This window comes from Pseudoalteromonas ardens, from assembly GCF_030125445.1.
Classification (GTDB): domain Bacteria; phylum Pseudomonadota; class Gammaproteobacteria; order Enterobacterales; family Alteromonadaceae; genus Pseudoalteromonas; species Pseudoalteromonas ardens.
Genome location: NZ_JASJUV010000002.1, coordinates 864,458 through 881,760, shown reverse-complemented (window position 1 = coordinate 881,760; position 17,303 = coordinate 864,458). Strand labels below are relative to the sequence as shown.

Here is a 17,303-nt window from a genome sequence, read left to right as displayed (position 1 = left end):
AAGTAATTACTCAAAAGAACTAGAAAGATGAAAACACTTGAGCAACACCTGGTCAATTACGCCTTGTACCACAGAGATAAGCGCAACATTGCGACCCACTTTGTTGGCGTCCCGCTGATTGTGTTTGCCGTTGTCTGGATGACATTCTGGCCATTGGGAAGCGTTTTACAAACGCAACTGAGCTTGTCTGGCGGCTTAATTTTGCTGACTAGTATGTACTACCTATATTTGTCGCCTACGCTGGGGAGCTGGATGATAGCCTTTCTGTTAATTTGTCAGGGCGCTGTTACTTTAGCATTCGATGCGGTCGCACATGCCGGCCTGGACGTTGTCTGGTTTTATGTCATGGGGCTCGGGTTATTTGTGATTGGCTGGGTTATTCAGTTTGTAGGGCACTATTTTGAAGGGAAAAAGCCCGCTTTTGCGGATGATCTGATGGGACTGTTGATCGGGCCATTATTTGTCATGATGGAATTGCTTAACAAAGTTGGATGCTTTAAGACACTGGAGCAATCAGTAAACAATCAGGCCGGTCCGTACCGGCCCTGAATAACACGTGGGTTAGATTGAAATACGGGTTTCCAGCTGGCAGCCTTTGACGATGGTGATATTCTGACAATTCAGGCGAATTTTTCCGTTGTTGGTTTCCAGCACATAGGCTAACTCGGGTGCTTTATCACCGCCCGCTTCGGTCAGTTGTTTACGGGCACGATGCACCATAATGTTCATATGATTGGTTTGCACGCCAAGCGCTTTGGCCAGGTCTTCACGATAGAGCCAACCCTGAGATTCTGTGTCCATCCCATTTTGCTTGTCGTCAATGCGTGTTCTTGCCAGCAGCAGCATCAGGTAGTGATGAGTACGGCAGCCCAGGTCAATCTCTTGGCCTTCCAGCTCCAGTGTTAGATCGGTTTTTTCTTCATCCTGACTAACACTAAAGTTGAGTGCGATGGGCTTTACAATCGGCTGATTGTCAAGGTGCTTAGTCATGGTTGAGGTGTTGGCGCAGTAAAACAACCATTGTTGGCCAAATAAGGAGACCACTCCTCCGTCTATCAGTGCTTGCCGGTCCGAGGTATTTAAATCTTCGAGAAACCAGTAATTCAATAAGGCATCAAAGTAGACGATGTGACTGGCTTCTTCGTCATTGGGCAGCAGTATTTGGTTTTCAAGTTCGATCACCTGATTGGCGTTCGTCTGTGAAACCAGGTACTGACAATTGGCATTTAAATTTGCCACGACATAGGAGTTCTGCCCGGGCGCTGCAAAGTCAATTTTATCATTTTCGGAGAGTTGATAGGGCAGGTTCTTATCAATCTTCTTGTCGTTGATCCAGATCCCATTGGTGCTGACGTCGCGGATCAACCAAGTATTGTTTGCATGTTCAATGATGGCATGGTGCCTTGATATGCCAGGCTTATCGACGAAGGTATCTACATTAAATTTATAACGTCCAAAAGTGTGATAACTTTTTAGGTAAATTTTTTCCAGTTTCTGTTCATCGATTAAATATGCCATAAGATTTTCCTAACTTTCCGTATAAGTGACGCACACGAATTTGCACTTCGGTGGAGATTCTACCTTGTTGAAGGGACTATTTCCTTAGTTACCTTCAGTTTATAAAAAGAACCCGCCGAAACGGGTACTGTTATTTCAGGAAGTATTCACAATAATAACAGCCTAAAAGACAGGCTATTATTGTGTCCGGGCAAAGACAATTGCGAACAGTATCAGTGTAACGAGTCAACTCGTATCTTGCCATTACAGTGGATTACACCGAGCGGATCAGTCCCTTGCATAAAGTGCAACGATGAACCATATTTTCAGTATGGTTCGGCCACAGTGTCGATAGTGGAGGGGATATGAGTGAGTATAAGTCGCTACAAACATTAAAGTTAGAAGGGGTCTATCAGTTTTGTGATTATTATGATGCGGAGCCATTGAGTCTGTCGAGTCCTGCGGTCAAAGTGATCACTGATTTTGCCAGACGTCAGCCACAAATGATCTTAAAAGACGTAGATATAGACCATGCGGTTTATATGATGCTTAATGGTCATGTAAGGTCAAAGTTGGTGGTTGATCATGATGACACCTTTCTTGGGGTGGTCAACTCCAAGGATCTATCTGGTCGGCGGGTATTAACCATTGCACAGAAACGTCAAGTTGCGCGCAGTGACTTAACCGTTGAGGATGTGATGACTAAAAAGCAGGATTTGCACGCAATGCGCTTTTCAACAGTGGCAAGCGCCAAGATAGGGGATGTGCTACAGACTCTCAGGGAGCTTGGCCAGCAACATGTTCTGTTGATGGACGAAAAAGGGGGCTTAAGGGGCATGATATCGTCTTCTGATATTGCCCGTGCGTTGCATGTGCCCGTGAATATATTTCAAAAAGCTCACTCTTTCAGAGATATCTTTGAGATCATTCACGAGCATGGAGAGCTAATGGCCTGAATTACTTTTGGGCTAACAGAAATGTAATTGCGCCTTCAATCGCCGCAACCTGGCCATCAATACAGTTTTGTGGCGTCGTGTTCGGGCTATCCGGGTAGACTTCTGTGGTTGTAACGTACGCTGCGTCTGTCATACCCATACACAGACCTAGACTGGTTGCATCATAGTTGATAACACCGAACTGCTCAATTGGCACGCCTATGAGGGCATTATGCTCATCCGCTTCGGCAATATGTGTAACCGCTTGCACTGTGTTGATTATTGCCTGCTGAAAGGCTGCTTCAGGCTTTTGCGTGTGGCCGACCAGGTAAAAACCGTCCGGAATATTCCAGTTATGATTGATTTTACCGTCACGGGCAGCGAGGGCTGGGCGAAACTCACTGTTATCCGTGTCTGTTGTTTCATGTAAGTCAATGTGCAGGATGATTGAAGCCAAGTGGGGATTGACGTACTCCATCGCAAGCAGTGATTCCTGAGCTGGGCTGTCGGCATAAAATGATCGATTTGGATCAACAGCCGCCGGGTTCCACCTGTTTATTGTTTCGTAACCCCATGGGCTAATACAGGGTAATATGAGTAGGTTGAATTCGCCGTCATAAGTTTTTGCATGCTTTTTCGCAAATGCCAGTGCGCCTAAAATACCGCTGGTTTCATAACCATGTACGCCACCCGTAACCAGCACTACAGGTAATTCTGAGCGCCAGTTGGCTGATTTTAATGCGTACAAAGGAAAGTGTGTTTCGTAATCTAGCACACCATATTGTTCAATTTGATAGTCTGCGCTGAGTGCATTGATTTGAGGCTCAATGTCTTCGAAATAATCACGCTTTTTGGTTTGTTGAGCGAGCCATTGTTGTTTTTCGCCTGCTTGCCAAGGCTTACCGGTTTGCCCGATAGAATACTGTTCAGTCATAACATGTCTCTTTTGTTTTGATATCTGCATGCTAATTAGATTATGAGCCTTGGGCAAGTGGGTTACGCCAGGTAACCCAGGTTTTTCAGGTGTTGTTGCTGCTCTTTGCGCACTCTGAATGCCAGCAGCTTAATGATCCCGTTGTTCGTTTTAACCTGAGTCATAGTCAGACCAATATAATTGACAAATTCAATCGACTGAATGTTTTCAGCTGGTATGTAACGTTGGCGACCTGTCAGACTAAAGAACGATAAACCTTGATTGCACAGTGTTACGCGTTTGTGACCTGCCATGCTCAGTAAAAAATTGATGGCGAATGCGATGCTAACGACACTGGCAATGGTGATTTGCATCGTTGCCAGAAAAGACAGATTGAGTTCGGTGAACAGCCCTGCCAATGCTAATAGCGCAATAACGAAAGCGCCAACTACACAATAAAAAGTCGTATTGATTTCCAGTTTTAGTTCATTCATTACTTGTTCCTAATTTGACGTATTCCCGAGAGGCAGGAAATTTAGGAGAAGAAAATGGAAGAAATATGAATACCCCAAATTAAAACTAACAATTGCGATTTTAGGGTTAAAGTGTATGCCAATCATCCACCAAAGGGTTGATAAATCCGCATTGTCGATAAGACTGATAGATGAAATTCTTTGCTTTCAATTTGGCCAGACCGCGTTTTAGTGCGTTGTACGCTTCTTCCCCTTGCGGGTGAAGTCTGGACACGACGAAGTGCCGACTGTCCTGGAGTGCGACTTTAACCCCCTCTATGGCTTCGATCCGATAACCTTGACCCTCATAGTAAAACGGCCGGGTGTTGTTAAAGGAAACCAGCATTGCGTCCACCCACCCATTACTCACCAGTTTGGCCATAGTGATCCAGTCATCTTCATGGTGTAATTGCTGAGGTGCAAGTGCTGTGAGCGTAACCCAATCAACCAACCAGGCTTTACTACTCACGATGCTTATTTGGCTAAGATCTGTAGAAATTTTTTCTCGTAATCGGGCTTTGTTAGAGGCAGATGTATAAATCCCCGCAAAGTATGCCCCTTTGTGAATGATAGGGGGAGAAATATATACCTTGTGAGCTATGGTGTTTGCCTGGGACAGCCAGATAGTATCAAAGCTCATAAGCAATAACCCTGATTCAAGCAGTTTTAAGTTTCTTGCATCATAATTTCCAAGCGTGAAGCTAAAGGCATGCTTGAAGCCACCTTCCAGCAGTGCGCGTTGTGCGATGAGAAACTCGACAACATCGCGCTGGCACCTGGGATGGTTGAATATCTCCTCAGTGAATTCAGAAATGGATTGATCGGCCAGTATTTCTTTGGCGTATTCATATATGTCTTGCTCGATAGAAATCGAAATACGGGCGTGTGTAGAGAAAGAAAGGCCTAAAATAAGTAGCAGTTTCAAGTATAAGCGGTTTAGGCAAGACATAATGACTTCCTGTGTGTACTAAGGGAAGTTTAGTTCAGGGCACGCTAATTGACTATTTTTTAAGTGACAACCTTGAGTTTGTAGAATATGTTTGAATGCTATGGAGTGTGTTTGCCCACAGGGCATGCGCCTCCAAAGGATCAGGCACATCAGCAAGGGGCAGGCATGCTGGAGCCTAACTCTGTGCAGGGTTGTAAGTTGGCGTTATATCAATTACAAGGAGCTAAGATGAAATTTGAACAACTGTTGAACCACTTTGACATGGGCATCTGTGTGGAGCAATTGCAAAAAGAATCCTTGTTGGATATCGCTTTGTTATTTGTTTGCATCGACGAAAAAATAGAAACCGAAGAAATGGACATTGTCCGTGACTGGGCAAATACATTGCATTGGAATTCAGCCATTACGTTGCAAGATTACATGGATGATGCACTGGGTAAGTGCCTAATTGCGATTAAACAGGATGAAACAGAGTGTTTTATTCAACATAGATTGAGCCATATCGTTGATAAGCCCATGCGTGAGCTTGCTGTGTCAATTGCGCATCGCATCAGTGAAGCGAATGGGGAAGTGTGTGACAGTGAGAAACGTGCACTGGCTATGTTAGAAAGCGAGATATAGGGCATTCATCCCTATATCTGACCACCTGTGACGTGCTATTTCAGGGCTTCTGCGACTTCAGCAATTTTTTGTCTTAGCCAGATATGGCTGGCGTCGCGATGTAATAACGGGCTCCAGATCATATCCAGTTCAAAAGGAGGGATAGGGAACGGAGGCTCTAAAATAGCCAAATTTGGATCATCGCTGTATATGTTTGCTGCTTTTGAAGGCAAAGTGGCTATGAGGTTTTGCTCTTTCGCCAGGTGGATTGCGACATGATAGTTACGTGTAAATGTGGCGATATTTCTGTGTTTGCCGAAGTGCGCTAATGCTTCGTCAACCCAACCTAGTTTTTGCACATCAGCCGGGTCCATACCTACTCCTACGCCAAAGCCCGTTTTACTGACCCAGATATGTCGCGCTTTTAAGTAGGCATCCAGATTAAAATGCGTTCTTATAGGGTTGTCTGACTTAATCAGGCAACAAAAACTGTCTTTCCAGATCCGCTTATGATGAAATGACTGAGGTAAATTTTCAAAGCGGTTAATTGCCATATCGACTTTACCGTTTTCGACATCGTGAAAGGTCACGTCACTGGGTGTGAGGATGTCGAGAGTCGTATCTGGCGCTTCCATATGTAACTTATTCAACAGCTTAGGTGCCAAAGTGCTGGCTGCATAATCACTGGCCATGATGCGGAATACGCGTTTGCTCTGGCCGGGTTCAAACTCACGATTGGGTGCCAGTGTTTCTTCCAGTGTCATTAAAATACCGCGGATCACGGGCTGGAGCTCTAGCGCGCGTTCAGTCGGGACCATGCCTTCACTGGTGCGTACTAAGATTGGGTCATTAAACAGGTTACGAAGCCGCTTCAGGCCATTACTCATCGCTGGCTGAGTGATACTCAGCTGGTTTGCGGCACGCGTGACGTTGCACTCTCGCAGCAGCGTATCGAGATAGACCAGTAGATTCAGATCAATTTTGCTTATGTTCACTGTGTTCCTTTGTTATTTTATATGTCGATAGAAGCGTTGTGAGGTCGGGTAAGGGTAAACTTGCTTAACCACATGAGCCTGAATATCCCGTTGAGCCTGCTGCCAGTATTCCACCTTCAGTAAGGCTTCGTGCGACTGTTCAAACACCGCTCTGAGTTTAGGGTCTGTGAGTACAAATGTACACAACTGTTGTGGAAATACGTCGTTTGGTGCCGCTGAGGGCTCGGCCACACCGCTATATAAGTCTTCCAAAGATGGACTGGGCATAGGTCGAAAGTTCATGTCGGTAAGATATTGAACTTCATCATAATCGTAAAAAATAACCCTATGGTGCTTGGTGACTCCAAAGTTCTTGAGCAGCATATCACCCGGAAAGATATTTACGCTGAGCATTTCTTTGATAGCGTGGCCATAATCTTCGATGACTTTGTTAGCGGTTGGCTCATCGGCGGTTTGCAAGAAGAGATTAAGCGGAGTCATTCTACGTTCAATGTACAGATGTTTGATCACCAGATAATCCCCTTCGTCTCGCAAACTATTACTGATTGTGGCTTGAAGGGCATCCAGAAGTGATGGAGTGAACTTTCGTTTGGGAATAACGACTTCGGAATACTCAATGGTGTCAGCCATACGGCCAACCCGGTCATGGCTTTTGACCAGTTGATAACGCGCCAGCACCGTATCTCTGCCAAACGGTTTGCTTTCGGCAAAAACATCTTTAATCACTTTAAAGACAAAAGGAAAATTAGGTAATGTAAATACCATCATGACCATACCCGGCGTACCTGGCGCTATGGTAAACACATCTTCACTGTGTTGTAGGTGAAACAGGAAATCACGGTAGAATTCAGTTTTTCCCTGTTTATGAAACCCGATGGCATTGTAGAGCTCAGCTGTTGTTTTATTCGGCATTAATTGCTGCAAAAAACCTACCATGGCTGACGGAGCATGGGTTTCAACCAGAAAATACGCTCGGGCAAAGCCAAAAATAATCCGCATTTGCGCGCTTTTGGTTAACAGCGCATCGATATACAGACCGCCCTGAGGATGATGTAAAAGCGCGATAATAAAGGGTTGGACACCTGATTTAGACACGACGCGGCCTACGATATAAGCCCCTTTGTTGCGATAGAAGGGGGCTGTAAGAATATCGAAGCGCAGGCCATGATGGCTGTGGTGCGTACTGGGTGCTTGTTTGATAAACGCTTTGACCAGCATCCTGATATCCTGCTCCAAATCGCGAAAGCCACACTGTAAGTCCATGTGCGAAATCATATTGCGAATAGTGGGCTTTAATCCGGAGATGACTGGAAAATAGCTGCGAAATTCTGCTTCTATGGGTAAGGTGGTTGGCTTAGTTAGCGTTGTTTCAACAAAAATAAAGTCGTTTTTGTAATAGCGTCGATGGAACAGCCGACAAAAGACGGAGTTAAAAAAAGTCTCGGCCAGCTCTGCCTGGGGATGAAAAGAAAGGAGTTCAGCATAATGGTGCTTGACCTGATGCCATAAAGCCTCATCAGGTGTGTCTTGCGATGTTTGACGCTTCAGAGCGGTGACAGTGTCATTAACACGGACGTCGTACAGAGTGATCCGCTGTTTGCTGATCTGCTCGATTTCTCCCCACCTTTGCTGTGCAAAGGCTTGGGGAGCACGCGCCGTTATTTGTTGAAATAACGCGTAGTGAGCATGAAAACCGGATAGAATTTGCTCTGCAATTGTTTGAACCTGGTAACTCATCGGACCTCCTAATCTGCGAGTTACTTTAGCGTACAAGTGTCAGTCTCTCAAGTTTGTATTCAGGCTCTTCACTATGCGCTAATCACCAGAGGCCACTTCATGATAAAAAGACCCTTTATTCAAGGCGCTTAAGGCGTTTTTCTAAGCTTGCTATCTCTTTGTTCAGGAGCTTAACTTCCTTGAGGTAGGCTGTATTGATAGACTTGATATTGCGCTTCACATCTTTAAGTGTTTTGGCTCTTTCGCTTTTTTCCATCATGCGCGAAATGCGCCGCTGCTCATCCCGGGTGGCTTCATCTCGCTTTCTACCTAAGATTGCTGCCTGATGCTTTTTGGCTCTGAGTGTCTTTTTTAACCGAAGGACCAGTTGCTGCCGCTCGATATTGTTCAATGTTTTGGTGTGCTGGCCAGTGGGGGCTGGTGCTTGTGGATCCGAGTGGCTCAAAGTATGTTGCTCAGCATTGGCCGCGCACGGATGTTGGCTATATACAACTGTCTTACCGGTGACACATTTGTAGTAGCTGAAAGTTGTTTTTGCCTGGCTTAGCGCAGGCAATAACAGTGAAAACATGATAATCAATATCTTCATAGTGTGTGCTTCCCTGAAATCTGTATTTACATTTCAAGATAGTAAAATTGTTCGATATCGCAAGTGTTGCGACAGACGCCGTACTACTTTATAGCAGGCGTCTGATTGAATTGTTTCAGTCGCTTAATACTCTGAATTAAAAAGGGGACATCCAGCTTTTGATCTAAGGTAAAGCCTTCTTTTGCAGAAATCTGTTTATAGCTCCCGTCCTGCGCTATCAGTGTAATACGGTCTTTTTTGTAGGCAACTAACACACCTCGTGAATAGTTCACCCCCTCATTAAGCGTGTCTGTGGCAACATTATTGCCCAGCATACTTGCTGCTGCGAGTGTGCCGCATTGGAAATGCTCTGCTGCAACAGTTGTCATAACATCGCTGATCTGCATTAGCTCAGAGTGTCCTTCAAACGCCGGGATGTTGGTAAAAAAACGGGTTGTGGTCACTATATCGGAGCTGTTTGGCTCGATTATGATGATAGTCGGTGACGTTTGCTCTGTAATAAGTGGGCTTTGCTCACTATATGACACCCGTACATTCGTATTTTCGACAGTATTAATATAAGCAAATTTGGGCATTCCGGAGACTGATAAGGACAGGCGGGTAGACCATACTGGTGGCGCTTTACTGTCCATCAGAGACTGTTTGTAGTAGGCCGGAAGACCATACAGCAGGTTAAACCTGAAATCCTCACGCAACGTAGGAACCAGCAGCTGCTCTGAACCATACCAACCAAGTTGTATTAGCTGTTGCTCAGTTTGTTCTGACAGTGTTTTCACGATACTCAGGCTGACCGGAGTATCCTGAGCCGGGCAGGATGCCAGTGACGCTGGTGGGTGATAGTTTACTTCGTTGGGTCCGACATTCAGCGATCTTGCCTGGTTGTACTCTTGCATGTCGAGTAGCTCGTGTCTGGCAAGGAGTGTTTTGGCTGTAGTCGGATAAGACAGTGGTAGTACATTGTCTTGCATTGTAATGTCGAAGTAACTATTTGCATCTGCCCAGATGTGCATAATATGGCTGGTTGCAAAGCAAGTGACCAGAATTGTGCTGGCGAATTTAGGAAAGGAGTAGCACTTTAAACGCTCCAGATGACGCCAGGCATGATTACCAACAATCAGTTCAAATCCTAAAATAGCGGCGATCATGGCGAGTACGATCAGACTGTTGATAGCAGGTGAGCTACTGATGGTCTTCCAAAACAAGGAAAGAATCTCGGGCAACGCCTGCAGGTTCAAATGATAGCCGAGCTGGAAATAGACAAAGGCATCAACACCCAGTACGGTGATCCCTAAGGTGGCAATACAGGCTGCCATTCCCCGAATATGCCTGGGATAAGGGAAGATCAGACTGAGTGGAAAAATACTCAGTACAAATACACAAAAGGTAATAAAGCTGGTGTGGCTGAGCCAGGTTACCAGCATATATAGCCAGCCAAGCGCCGTTGTCGGCGCTTTGTCAGCGGCCAGATAGCTTAATGTAATGAGTAATACTAAGCCGATGTTGGCAAAGGTAAACCAATGCCCCCAGCTCAGCAGCTGACTGGCCTTTGACGAAAAAGGGCTGTGCGCAGAAAGATTCATTCAGTTACTTTACCGACTGGGTCAACGCCTTGGCAAAATTTTCAGCAACCGCTTGTCTTTTCTGTTCTGGCACATGCTCTTTGATGATGTGCGTGATAGAATTTCCCAAACACATTAAGCTTAAATCAACGGTTGCCTGATTCTCTGTCAGTACGTTTAACAGTTGGTCGACAATTTGTTCTACTTGTTCGTTGGAATATTTAGACTGGATAGGCATCGGTTGGTTCAAATAAAAAGAGTTATAATTCTTTCTATTCTAACACCAGAGGCGTTAAAAACAAAGATGAGCATTGAGGTGAACAAGCTTGTTGTACACTATGTCGACAAGCAAGACGAAGAAACACAAATTCATTTACGTGAAGATGAGATGCAGGTTAATGACCGGGTAGCCGTATTCATAGAGCAACTTCATCATGCTTATAATGGCAAGCCTGGGAAAGGCTTTTGTGCTTTTGATCCCGACAAAGATAGCCGTGTCGCGTCGGCAATGCAAAGCTACCGCAATAATGAGCTGGCATTTTGGCATCTAACGCAGCAGGCAACGGAAGTTCTGAAAGAAGAGTTGAACAAATATGCGTTCAATGAAACTGGTTACCTGGTGTTTTGTCATTATCAGTACGTTGCCAGCGATTACTTGCTGATAGCTATGATTAACATTAAAGAACACTATTCTATTACGTCTGATCTGGACTTAGCTGCGTCGAGGCACTTGGATATCTCACGGATGCAGCTTGCAGCACGCATTGACTTAACTGCGTGGGATACGCAGGCAGATGAAAATAGATATATTTCTTTCATTAAAGGTCGAGCTGGCAGAAAAGTAGCCGACTTCTTTCTTGATTTTCTGGGGTGTGCTGAAGGTATCGATCCTAAGCAGCAGTCGCAAACTATGCTGCATGCTGTGGAAGACTATCTGGCCGAGCAACAGTTTGGTAAAGATGAGAAAGATGCAATTCGCAAAGAAGTCTTCGATTATTGTAATGACTGTATAAACAGTGGCGAAGATGCAGATGTCGAATCTTTGTCAGATACCGTATCTAAATCATCTGATGTGCAGTTTGAAGACTTTTATAAGCAACAGGGTTATGAACTGGAAGAGTCATTCCCGCTCGATAAAAAGACTGTCACGACTATGGTCAAATTTTCAGGCCTAGGTGGCGGCGTCAGTGTCGGGTTTGAGCGCAAGCATCTGGGGGAGCGTGTGCTGTATGACCCGCAAAGTGATACTTTGACGATTAAAGGGGTGCCGCCAAATCTCAAAGATCAGTTGGAAAAGTTCTACCAGGAAGAAAGTGAGTAAATAAAAAGGGGCTAACCTGTGTTAGCCCCTTTTTATGTTAGATAAATATCTGCTTTGATCAAGACTTACCTGTAACCACAAACTGTGCCAGCTGGGTGCCCAACTTGTTTGCTAATTTGGTCATAGCATTACTCTTAGCGGTGTCTTTGTAGCTCGATGCTGCCTTCACCTTGGTATTAAAGTGCGCCTGTTCTTCGCCGTTTTCCATCACCACCAGGTAGCTTTCTGCCACACTGTAAAAGGTGCCGGCTTTGTTCATATCCTGCCAGTCAACGGTGAACTTAAGCGCAAAATCAGCCTCACCTGTGGTGACCTTAATGCCCTGAGAGCTGAGCGCTTTTGCCAAGATGTCACGCACTTTACGATGTGCCTGATGATCGCTTTCAATGCTAAAGCTGATGCTGTTGATTAGCGCATCGGCCTGTTGCTGTTTATCGCGAACAGATGCAGGTAAGGGCAGAGGGGCAGCCTGAAGCTGGGTTAGATAGTGGTTTTGCTTATCCCGTCTGACCAATAGCTCCTTAAGTGCAACGGCTTGTTTCAGCTGTTGTGATTTACTGCTATTGGCAGCCACTGAGAAGGCTGTAATATCTTCATCCAAAGCCCGAATGGTCAGCTCCGTTTGCATTGCGGCTTCGGTGCGGTTGAAGGCGGCCAGTGCAAACGCTGTTTGTTTATCGGCACTGACATATTCATCTTCAATTTTTACACCTTGCAAATGAATATCAGGCACCTGAGAGTTAATCAGCTCATCAACATGAAACTGCATCGACTTTTCGCTGGCAGATTGCTCAATTCTGGTGTTGGCTGAGATGGTAACATTTAATTGCTTAGCCAGTGCCAGTCGGGCTGATTCCTGCGCCGCCAGTTTTGCCTGTTGCAGATCTCCGGTATTTTGCGCGCTGCCAACGCCATAAATCATATAGCTTGAGCTTGGCATAGCAGTGATCCATGCCGGTTTGTTGTCAACAGGCGTCTGAGTGGCATTGTTAGCGCCACAGCCGCTGAGTACCGCGATACTCAGCAGCGTTGCTATCAAGGGGTTAGAAGCCAAAGCGCGAGCGCTCCTGCAGCTTTTGAATTTTCTTCTGTCCATTCCATACCTCACGGTTTGTGGTCATATCGATCAATCTCAGGTCAACCTGATAGAAAGTTACGCGATCGCCGCCTTGCTGATCAACGAAAGAGTTGATGGTGCCTGATAGGGCATAATCTGCGCCTTGTTCCTGACCCATTTCATTCTGTGTTGCCAGGCTGGCATTCAGCTCCTGATCTTTTCTTTCGTCACGGATCTCCTGACGAACATCTTTGTTCGCAACAAAGTCCGCCTGGCCGCTGCGTAATATTGAACGCTTGAGGTCATTCAGAAAGGTATCAACTGCGATGTGCTGATGTGATTTGTTGCGTACTGACTGGATTATAATAGCAGGACGCGTGCCTTCTTTTTGTAAGTGATCGTTAACCCATGGAAAGCTCAACATATCGTTGATCATGGCCTCTGCAACCAGTTGCGAGTCCTTGCCGTTCCACTTGTCAGAAAGGGCAACCTCTTGATTTGCATCTACTCTTTGTACTTTTGTTGAGGAGCAGCCTGTGATGGCTAAGCTACATGCAACAACCAAAGGAGTTAGCTTTAAAAGTGTGGTTTTACAGTTCATAACAATTATTCCATTGTAAACAGAGTGGATGGTGCTGCGGATTTGGCACTTTCAATAAAAGTACGAGTATGCCACAGCGTCATAGTTTCATTTATGTCTAATGTGTCAGATTGCTCTATGACTCTGCCTGAGCGCAGTTTAGTCTTAAGCGTAATCTTGACAGTACCTTGATTAACAGGCACTTGTGCCAGTTTTATATGAGACGGAAGTGACTGCCATTGACGCAAGTCGGCACTGGCGGTGACCGCGTTGACAACACTGGTTGCTATTTTGGCAAAACCATCAAATGCCTGCAGACCGGTGCTTTGAATTGCCTTGTGTGCTGTCATTGCTTTAACGACCTCTCGAGTCAGTGCAATTTGCATTTCTCTGTTGGCATTTTTAAGTGCGCTTTGCAAAGTCAGCAGGCTGACAGAGTGATAGTTGTCCAGCTCCGACACTTTTTGGCCATCAATCCACAGTTCCGTTTTTTCTATTTTATGTTCAAACGGCTCCAGGTAAGTCACCGCAATGCGACTACCGTGTTCAAGTGCGTCAATTAGCCCGGTAGCCTTCGCACTTTGCCACAGTGAATCGCCCAATGGTAAACGCTTGGTCAATGCGCCCATTGCAACGTCCCCCAGATCGCCAGTGGCATAATTCTGCATCATGTCGAATAAGCTGGTATCGGCATATAGCATCTGAAACCACCACATTTGCGCTTTTCGCTCAGAAGAAGTCCCCCAGAGAATCGGAGTAACAACGAGCGCTTTGGCATCATGGTCAGCCTTCAGTAATAAATTAAACTCTTTGCGTTGTGGGCCAATCCCTGCGTTTTGAACGACGGTGAGCAGGGGGCCTGATTGCTTTGTGTCGCCAATGCTTTCGCCCCATTTTTCTTCAATAGCGCGCAGTTCATTGCCGTATCCACCCGCTTTACGCATAACGCGAGCTAAATCAGCATAAGCTTGTTGTGTCACAGTGCTGTCTAAATCGTATTGTTTAGCAAAACCTTGTTCAAATGCAGCGGCGGCTCTTTGGTACTGAATACGGGCAGCATCCAGTTCGTTGCTGCTTTCATACAAAATGCCACTGATATAGTGGGCAAATGCATCATCTTTGTAGTCGACGTTTTTTAACAGATCGTTAGGAGCCAGAAGCGGCTGTAAAATACGCATAACGCGGTCGGTCAGACCATCACCACTTGGTTTGCCATCATAACCACCGGTTTCGTCGGTGAGTGTCGACAAATAGGTATCGAGCTGACGCATTTCAACCAGAGCTGCATCCAGATAGTACTGTCTTTGAGCAGGGTTTTGGTTTGCGAGCGCGTTATAGTTCAGTGCTTTAAATACATTGATCAGAGGGCGATGGAATTCTTTACCTGAGAAAGTGGTGTACGTCGGGCCGCTGAGCAGTGCCAGCGCTTGCTCTGAAACACTGATAGTATATTGCTCTTCAATAATGGCTTTTGCCTGGTCAAGGTTATCATTGCTTAATTTGTATCGTTGCTCGAGGTGATACAATGTACCGAGTTCGAGGTATCGCAGTAACTTGTTTTTACCTGAGGCTGAGTAGGTTGTTTCTATCGCCGATTTGGCTTGCTCAAACTGACCTTGCTGTGCAAGTAAAATTGCATTTTTGTTGGCGGGTGTTGTATTGCATCCAGTCAGAACCACAATCAGGGCCACTGTTAACCAAGCTCGATAATGCAAAGTGTTGAATAGAGATAGCATTACGCTTCCTTTGCTTGTAATAAAGTTTACGGTGACTATATCAAAGAAGTTGGATATATTTGCACTAACTTAAAGATTATTTTGCTTTTTTTGAAGCTGAATATTGTAAGAAATCGTTTTTACAATTTATTACTGTAAAGCAATCAGGCTTTTGTTAAATTTAAATCATCGCTTAGCAATCAATAGCTCGAAGGACAATATCATGAAGATCAAACCGCTTATTACTACTATGCTCGTAGCAGGGATGTTAACAGCCTGTAGCTCGACTGGAGAAAAAACTGCCTCTGAGTCGAAGATTAATATACCAGATTGGGTATTAAACCCAGCTGTTGAAAATGGCATCGCTGCTGCGGATTGTGTGAAGTTTTCAGGCAATATCTCAATTGACCAGAAAATGGCCGTCGCTAATGCAAGGTTAGCGCTGGCACAGCAAATTGAAACGCGTATCGAAGGGTTGGATAAGACTTTCTCTAATCGTACTGATGCGAATGAAGAAACAACGGTTGGCGCAACGTTTAGCTCGGTATCAAAGCAGCTAACAAAGCAAACGCTTAATGGCTCTCGTGTAATTAAAGCTGATGTAGTTGAGATTGGCGGCAAAGATTATTTCTGTGCCCTGACGACATTATCACCAGCATTGACAAAAAGCTTGTTCAAAGACTTGGTAAAAGAAAGCAAGAAGCAAATTAATCCACAAGATGAGCAATTCCTCTACCAGGAATTCAAAGCGTTTAAAGCTGAAAAAGATCTGGAAAAAGAAATCGCCAGATTAACCAATTAATTGTATGCGCACCTTAACAAGGTGCGCTTTTCATTGATAGGAGTGGGCTGTGAAAACCATACTTGCATTGACGATTGCATCTCAGTTTGCCGCCGCAGCAGCGGTTGCCAGCACATCCAGTTTGTTTAATGAACTGGAAGCGGCAATGCAAACCTATGACAGCAGCGCCCAGGAGCAAACGGAATTTGAGCGCTACAAGGCGCAACATTTACAAGAATTTAATGATTATGTTGAGGCGCATTTTGAAGAGTTTGATGCGTTTCGCGATCAGCTGATCCAGCAGTGGGGTGAGGCGAAAGTGTCTGATCAAAGCCAGTTTGTTGGTTACTCAGACGATAACCGGGAACGCCTGGAAGTTGACTTCCAGAACAATGAGTTAGTTCTCAGTGTGCGGCATCATGCAGGAACACATGTCTCGGATCAGCAGATTTCTCAAGCTATCGAGAGGTTCAGGCAATCTGAACGTAAGCTGTTTCAGTCTTTTTTGAGCGGCGAATCACTGGCAAGTGGCACCAGTGAACGTGAGCAGGTTGCAATAGATAATGGACTGCGCGTTAAATCCATCATTGCCGCAAAAGCTCAGATCAAGCAGCAAACACAGGAACAGAAAAAGTTAGCAGAGCAGCAGGCCGATGAAGCGCTGGCATTGCAATCGGAACCGCAATTGGTTGAAGCTGCAAATAAGCAGTTGGAAACAAAAAAAGCGGAGTTGGATGAACTGGCAACCAAGCGCATTAAAAACCTGACTAAGTCTGTCAAACAAATATCTAAAACAGAACCGCAGCAGATCACGCAGGTTCGGATCAAAATGCCGAAAAATGGTCTGGCCCACAAGCGCGCTTCTGAGTATCAAGGTCAAATAGCGAAGCAAAGCGAACGCTTTGAGATCGATACCAGTCTGGTACTGGCAGTGATGCATACAGAAAGTCACTTTAATCCGCTCGCCAAATCACACATTCCTGCATTTGGTTTAATGCAGATCGTACCAACCAGTGCAGGCGTTGATGTAAATCGATTCCTTTATGAACTGGATGAGCCAATGAGCCCGCCTTATCTGTATGTGGTTGATAACAATATTGAAGCAGGCACAGCGTATCTGCATCTTCTCAACGATCGATATCTTAGCGCGATAAAGGACCCGCTAAGTCGTAAGTATTGTATGATAGCGGCTTATAATACGGGCGCCGGCAATGTCGCCAGTGTGTTTAATGCTGACGGCTCTCGAAATATTAAGCGTGCGGCGAGAGTGATCAACTCCTTGTCACCTGAGCGCGTCCTGGAAGCGCTGCAGCAAGGTTTGCCCTACAATGAGACACGTAGGTACCTGAAAAAAGTGCTGGTGACTGAAAAGTTGTATATCTAACTCTGATAGTGGTATGCCAGTGCTAATAGCACTGGTGTGGCCATTCCGTTCGCCTTCTAAATACAGACCACTTATTTTCTCTTCACACAGCTTCAACGTCGTCCAGGTATCTAGAAGAATGCTTCTTCGTTCGGACAACTTCCAGAATCACTTTTATCCCGATAGCGTTTCACACGCTT

At 45.3% G+C, this 17,303-nt stretch carries 18 protein-coding genes; 6 read left to right on the top strand and 12 right to left on the bottom strand.

Going from position 1 to position 17,303, the window contains the following annotated elements; translation table 11 throughout:
• The first annotated feature begins 27 nt into the window (after positions 1 to 27).
• On the top strand, positions 28 to 549 hold the full coding sequence (locus QNM19_RS08875; protein WP_284026605.1) for an Mpo1 family 2-hydroxy fatty acid dioxygenase: 522 nt from the start codon (positions 28 to 30) through the stop codon (positions 547 to 549).
• A 12-nt stretch (positions 550 to 561) separates the two neighbouring features.
• On the opposite strand, the gene QNM19_RS08870 is transcribed toward QNM19_RS08875, so the two are convergent.
• Entirely contained in the window at positions 562 to 1,518 is a 957-nt protein-coding gene (locus QNM19_RS08870; RefSeq protein WP_010382174.1) for an FHA domain-containing protein, read from the bottom strand.
• 344 nt (positions 1,519 to 1,862) lie between these two features.
• On the opposite strand from QNM19_RS08870, the gene QNM19_RS08865 reads away from it, so the two are divergent.
• On the top strand, positions 1,863 to 2,453 hold the full coding sequence (locus tag QNM19_RS08865) for a CBS domain-containing protein (protein WP_010382172.1): 591 nt from the start codon (positions 1,863 to 1,865) through the stop codon (positions 2,451 to 2,453).
• Position 2,454: 1 nt separating this feature from the next.
• On the opposite strand, the gene QNM19_RS08860 is transcribed toward QNM19_RS08865, so the two are convergent.
• The 3 genes from QNM19_RS08860 to QNM19_RS08850 form a co-directional block, all read right to left on the bottom strand.
• Positions 2,455 to 3,366: a M14 family metallopeptidase gene (locus QNM19_RS08860; protein ID WP_049865861.1), complete on the bottom strand. Its 912-nt coding sequence runs from the start codon at positions 3,364 to 3,366 to the stop codon at positions 2,455 to 2,457.
• Between the two features lie 62 nt (positions 3,367 to 3,428).
• The gene (locus tag QNM19_RS08855) at positions 3,429 to 3,839 is read right to left on the bottom strand and encodes a hypothetical protein (RefSeq protein ID WP_049865862.1); all 411 of its coding nucleotides are present in this window, start codon (positions 3,837 to 3,839) and stop codon (positions 3,429 to 3,431) included.
• Positions 3,840 to 3,945: 106 nt separating this feature from the next.
• Positions 3,946 to 4,806: a hypothetical protein gene (locus QNM19_RS08850; RefSeq protein WP_049865863.1), complete on the bottom strand. Its 861-nt coding sequence runs from the start codon at positions 4,804 to 4,806 to the stop codon at positions 3,946 to 3,948.
• A 228-nt stretch (positions 4,807 to 5,034) separates the two neighbouring features.
• Here QNM19_RS08850 and QNM19_RS08845 point away from each other — a divergent pair, with 228 nt between their 5' ends.
• Positions 5,035 to 5,427, top strand: a complete 393-nt coding sequence (locus QNM19_RS08845) for a hypothetical protein (RefSeq protein WP_049865868.1) — start codon at positions 5,035 to 5,037, stop codon at positions 5,425 to 5,427.
• A gap of 35 nt (positions 5,428 to 5,462) precedes the next feature.
• Here QNM19_RS08845 and QNM19_RS08840 read toward each other — a convergent pair whose 3' ends face one another.
• From QNM19_RS08840 to QNM19_RS08820, 5 genes are all read right to left on the bottom strand, one after another.
• Positions 5,463 to 6,401 (bottom strand): LysR family transcriptional regulator, encoded by a 939-nt coding sequence (locus QNM19_RS08840; RefSeq protein ID WP_049865864.1) that lies wholly within the window; start codon positions 6,399 to 6,401, stop codon positions 5,463 to 5,465.
• A gap of 12 nt (positions 6,402 to 6,413) precedes the next feature.
• Complete coding sequence (gene aceK, locus QNM19_RS08835; protein ID WP_049865865.1) at positions 6,414 to 8,138, bottom strand: bifunctional isocitrate dehydrogenase kinase/phosphatase; 1,725 nt, start codon at positions 8,136 to 8,138, stop codon at positions 6,414 to 6,416.
• Positions 8,139 to 8,253: 115 nt separating this feature from the next.
• The gene (locus tag QNM19_RS08830) at positions 8,254 to 8,727 is read right to left on the bottom strand and encodes a DUF4124 domain-containing protein (protein ID WP_049865866.1); all 474 of its coding nucleotides are present in this window, start codon (positions 8,725 to 8,727) and stop codon (positions 8,254 to 8,256) included.
• A gap of 83 nt (positions 8,728 to 8,810) precedes the next feature.
• Entirely contained in the window at positions 8,811 to 10,307 is a 1,497-nt protein-coding gene (locus tag QNM19_RS08825; protein WP_284026604.1) for a DUF3413 domain-containing protein, read from the bottom strand.
• Positions 10,308 to 10,311: 4 nt separating this feature from the next.
• Positions 10,312 to 10,524 carry a YejL family protein gene (locus tag QNM19_RS08820; protein ID WP_010382154.1) on the bottom strand — a complete coding sequence of 71 codons (213 nt, stop codon included), beginning with the start codon at positions 10,522 to 10,524 and terminating at the stop codon, positions 10,312 to 10,314.
• Positions 10,525 to 10,590: 66 nt separating this feature from the next.
• On the opposite strand from QNM19_RS08820, the gene yejK reads away from it, so the two are divergent.
• The gene (gene yejK / locus QNM19_RS08815) at positions 10,591 to 11,607 is read left to right on the top strand and encodes a nucleoid-associated protein YejK (RefSeq protein ID WP_049863257.1); all 1,017 of its coding nucleotides are present in this window, start codon (positions 10,591 to 10,593) and stop codon (positions 11,605 to 11,607) included.
• 58 nt (positions 11,608 to 11,665) lie between these two features.
• Here yejK and QNM19_RS08810 read toward each other — a convergent pair whose 3' ends face one another.
• From QNM19_RS08810 to QNM19_RS08800, 3 genes are read right to left on the bottom strand one after another with little or no spacing between them, the layout of a single operon-like run.
• Positions 11,666 to 12,661 carry an LPP20 family lipoprotein gene (locus tag QNM19_RS08810; RefSeq protein ID WP_049863256.1) on the bottom strand — a complete coding sequence of 332 codons (996 nt, stop codon included), beginning with the start codon at positions 12,659 to 12,661 and terminating at the stop codon, positions 11,666 to 11,668.
• Positions 12,651 to 13,265 carry a penicillin-binding protein activator LpoB gene (locus QNM19_RS08805; RefSeq protein WP_049863255.1) on the bottom strand — a complete coding sequence of 205 codons (615 nt, stop codon included), beginning with the start codon at positions 13,263 to 13,265 and terminating at the stop codon, positions 12,651 to 12,653. The genes QNM19_RS08810 and QNM19_RS08805 overlap by 11 nt, the downstream gene beginning before the upstream one ends.
• Before the next feature lie 5 nt (positions 13,266 to 13,270).
• Positions 13,271 to 14,980, bottom strand: coding sequence for a COG3014 family protein (locus tag QNM19_RS08800; RefSeq protein WP_284026603.1), 1,710 nt, complete (start codon positions 14,978 to 14,980; stop codon positions 13,271 to 13,273).
• Positions 14,981 to 15,182: 202 nt separating this feature from the next.
• On the opposite strand from QNM19_RS08800, the gene QNM19_RS08795 reads away from it, so the two are divergent.
• Together QNM19_RS08795 and QNM19_RS08790 are read left to right on the top strand one after the other, a co-directional pair.
• Positions 15,183 to 15,761 carry an LPP20 family lipoprotein gene (locus QNM19_RS08795; RefSeq protein WP_046005920.1) on the top strand — a complete coding sequence of 193 codons (579 nt, stop codon included), beginning with the start codon at positions 15,183 to 15,185 and terminating at the stop codon, positions 15,759 to 15,761.
• Positions 15,762 to 15,810: 49 nt separating this feature from the next.
• Positions 15,811 to 17,124, top strand: a complete 1,314-nt coding sequence (locus QNM19_RS08790; RefSeq protein ID WP_049863251.1) for a transglycosylase SLT domain-containing protein — start codon at positions 15,811 to 15,813, stop codon at positions 17,122 to 17,124.
• Positions 17,125 to 17,303: the final 179 nt, after the last annotated feature.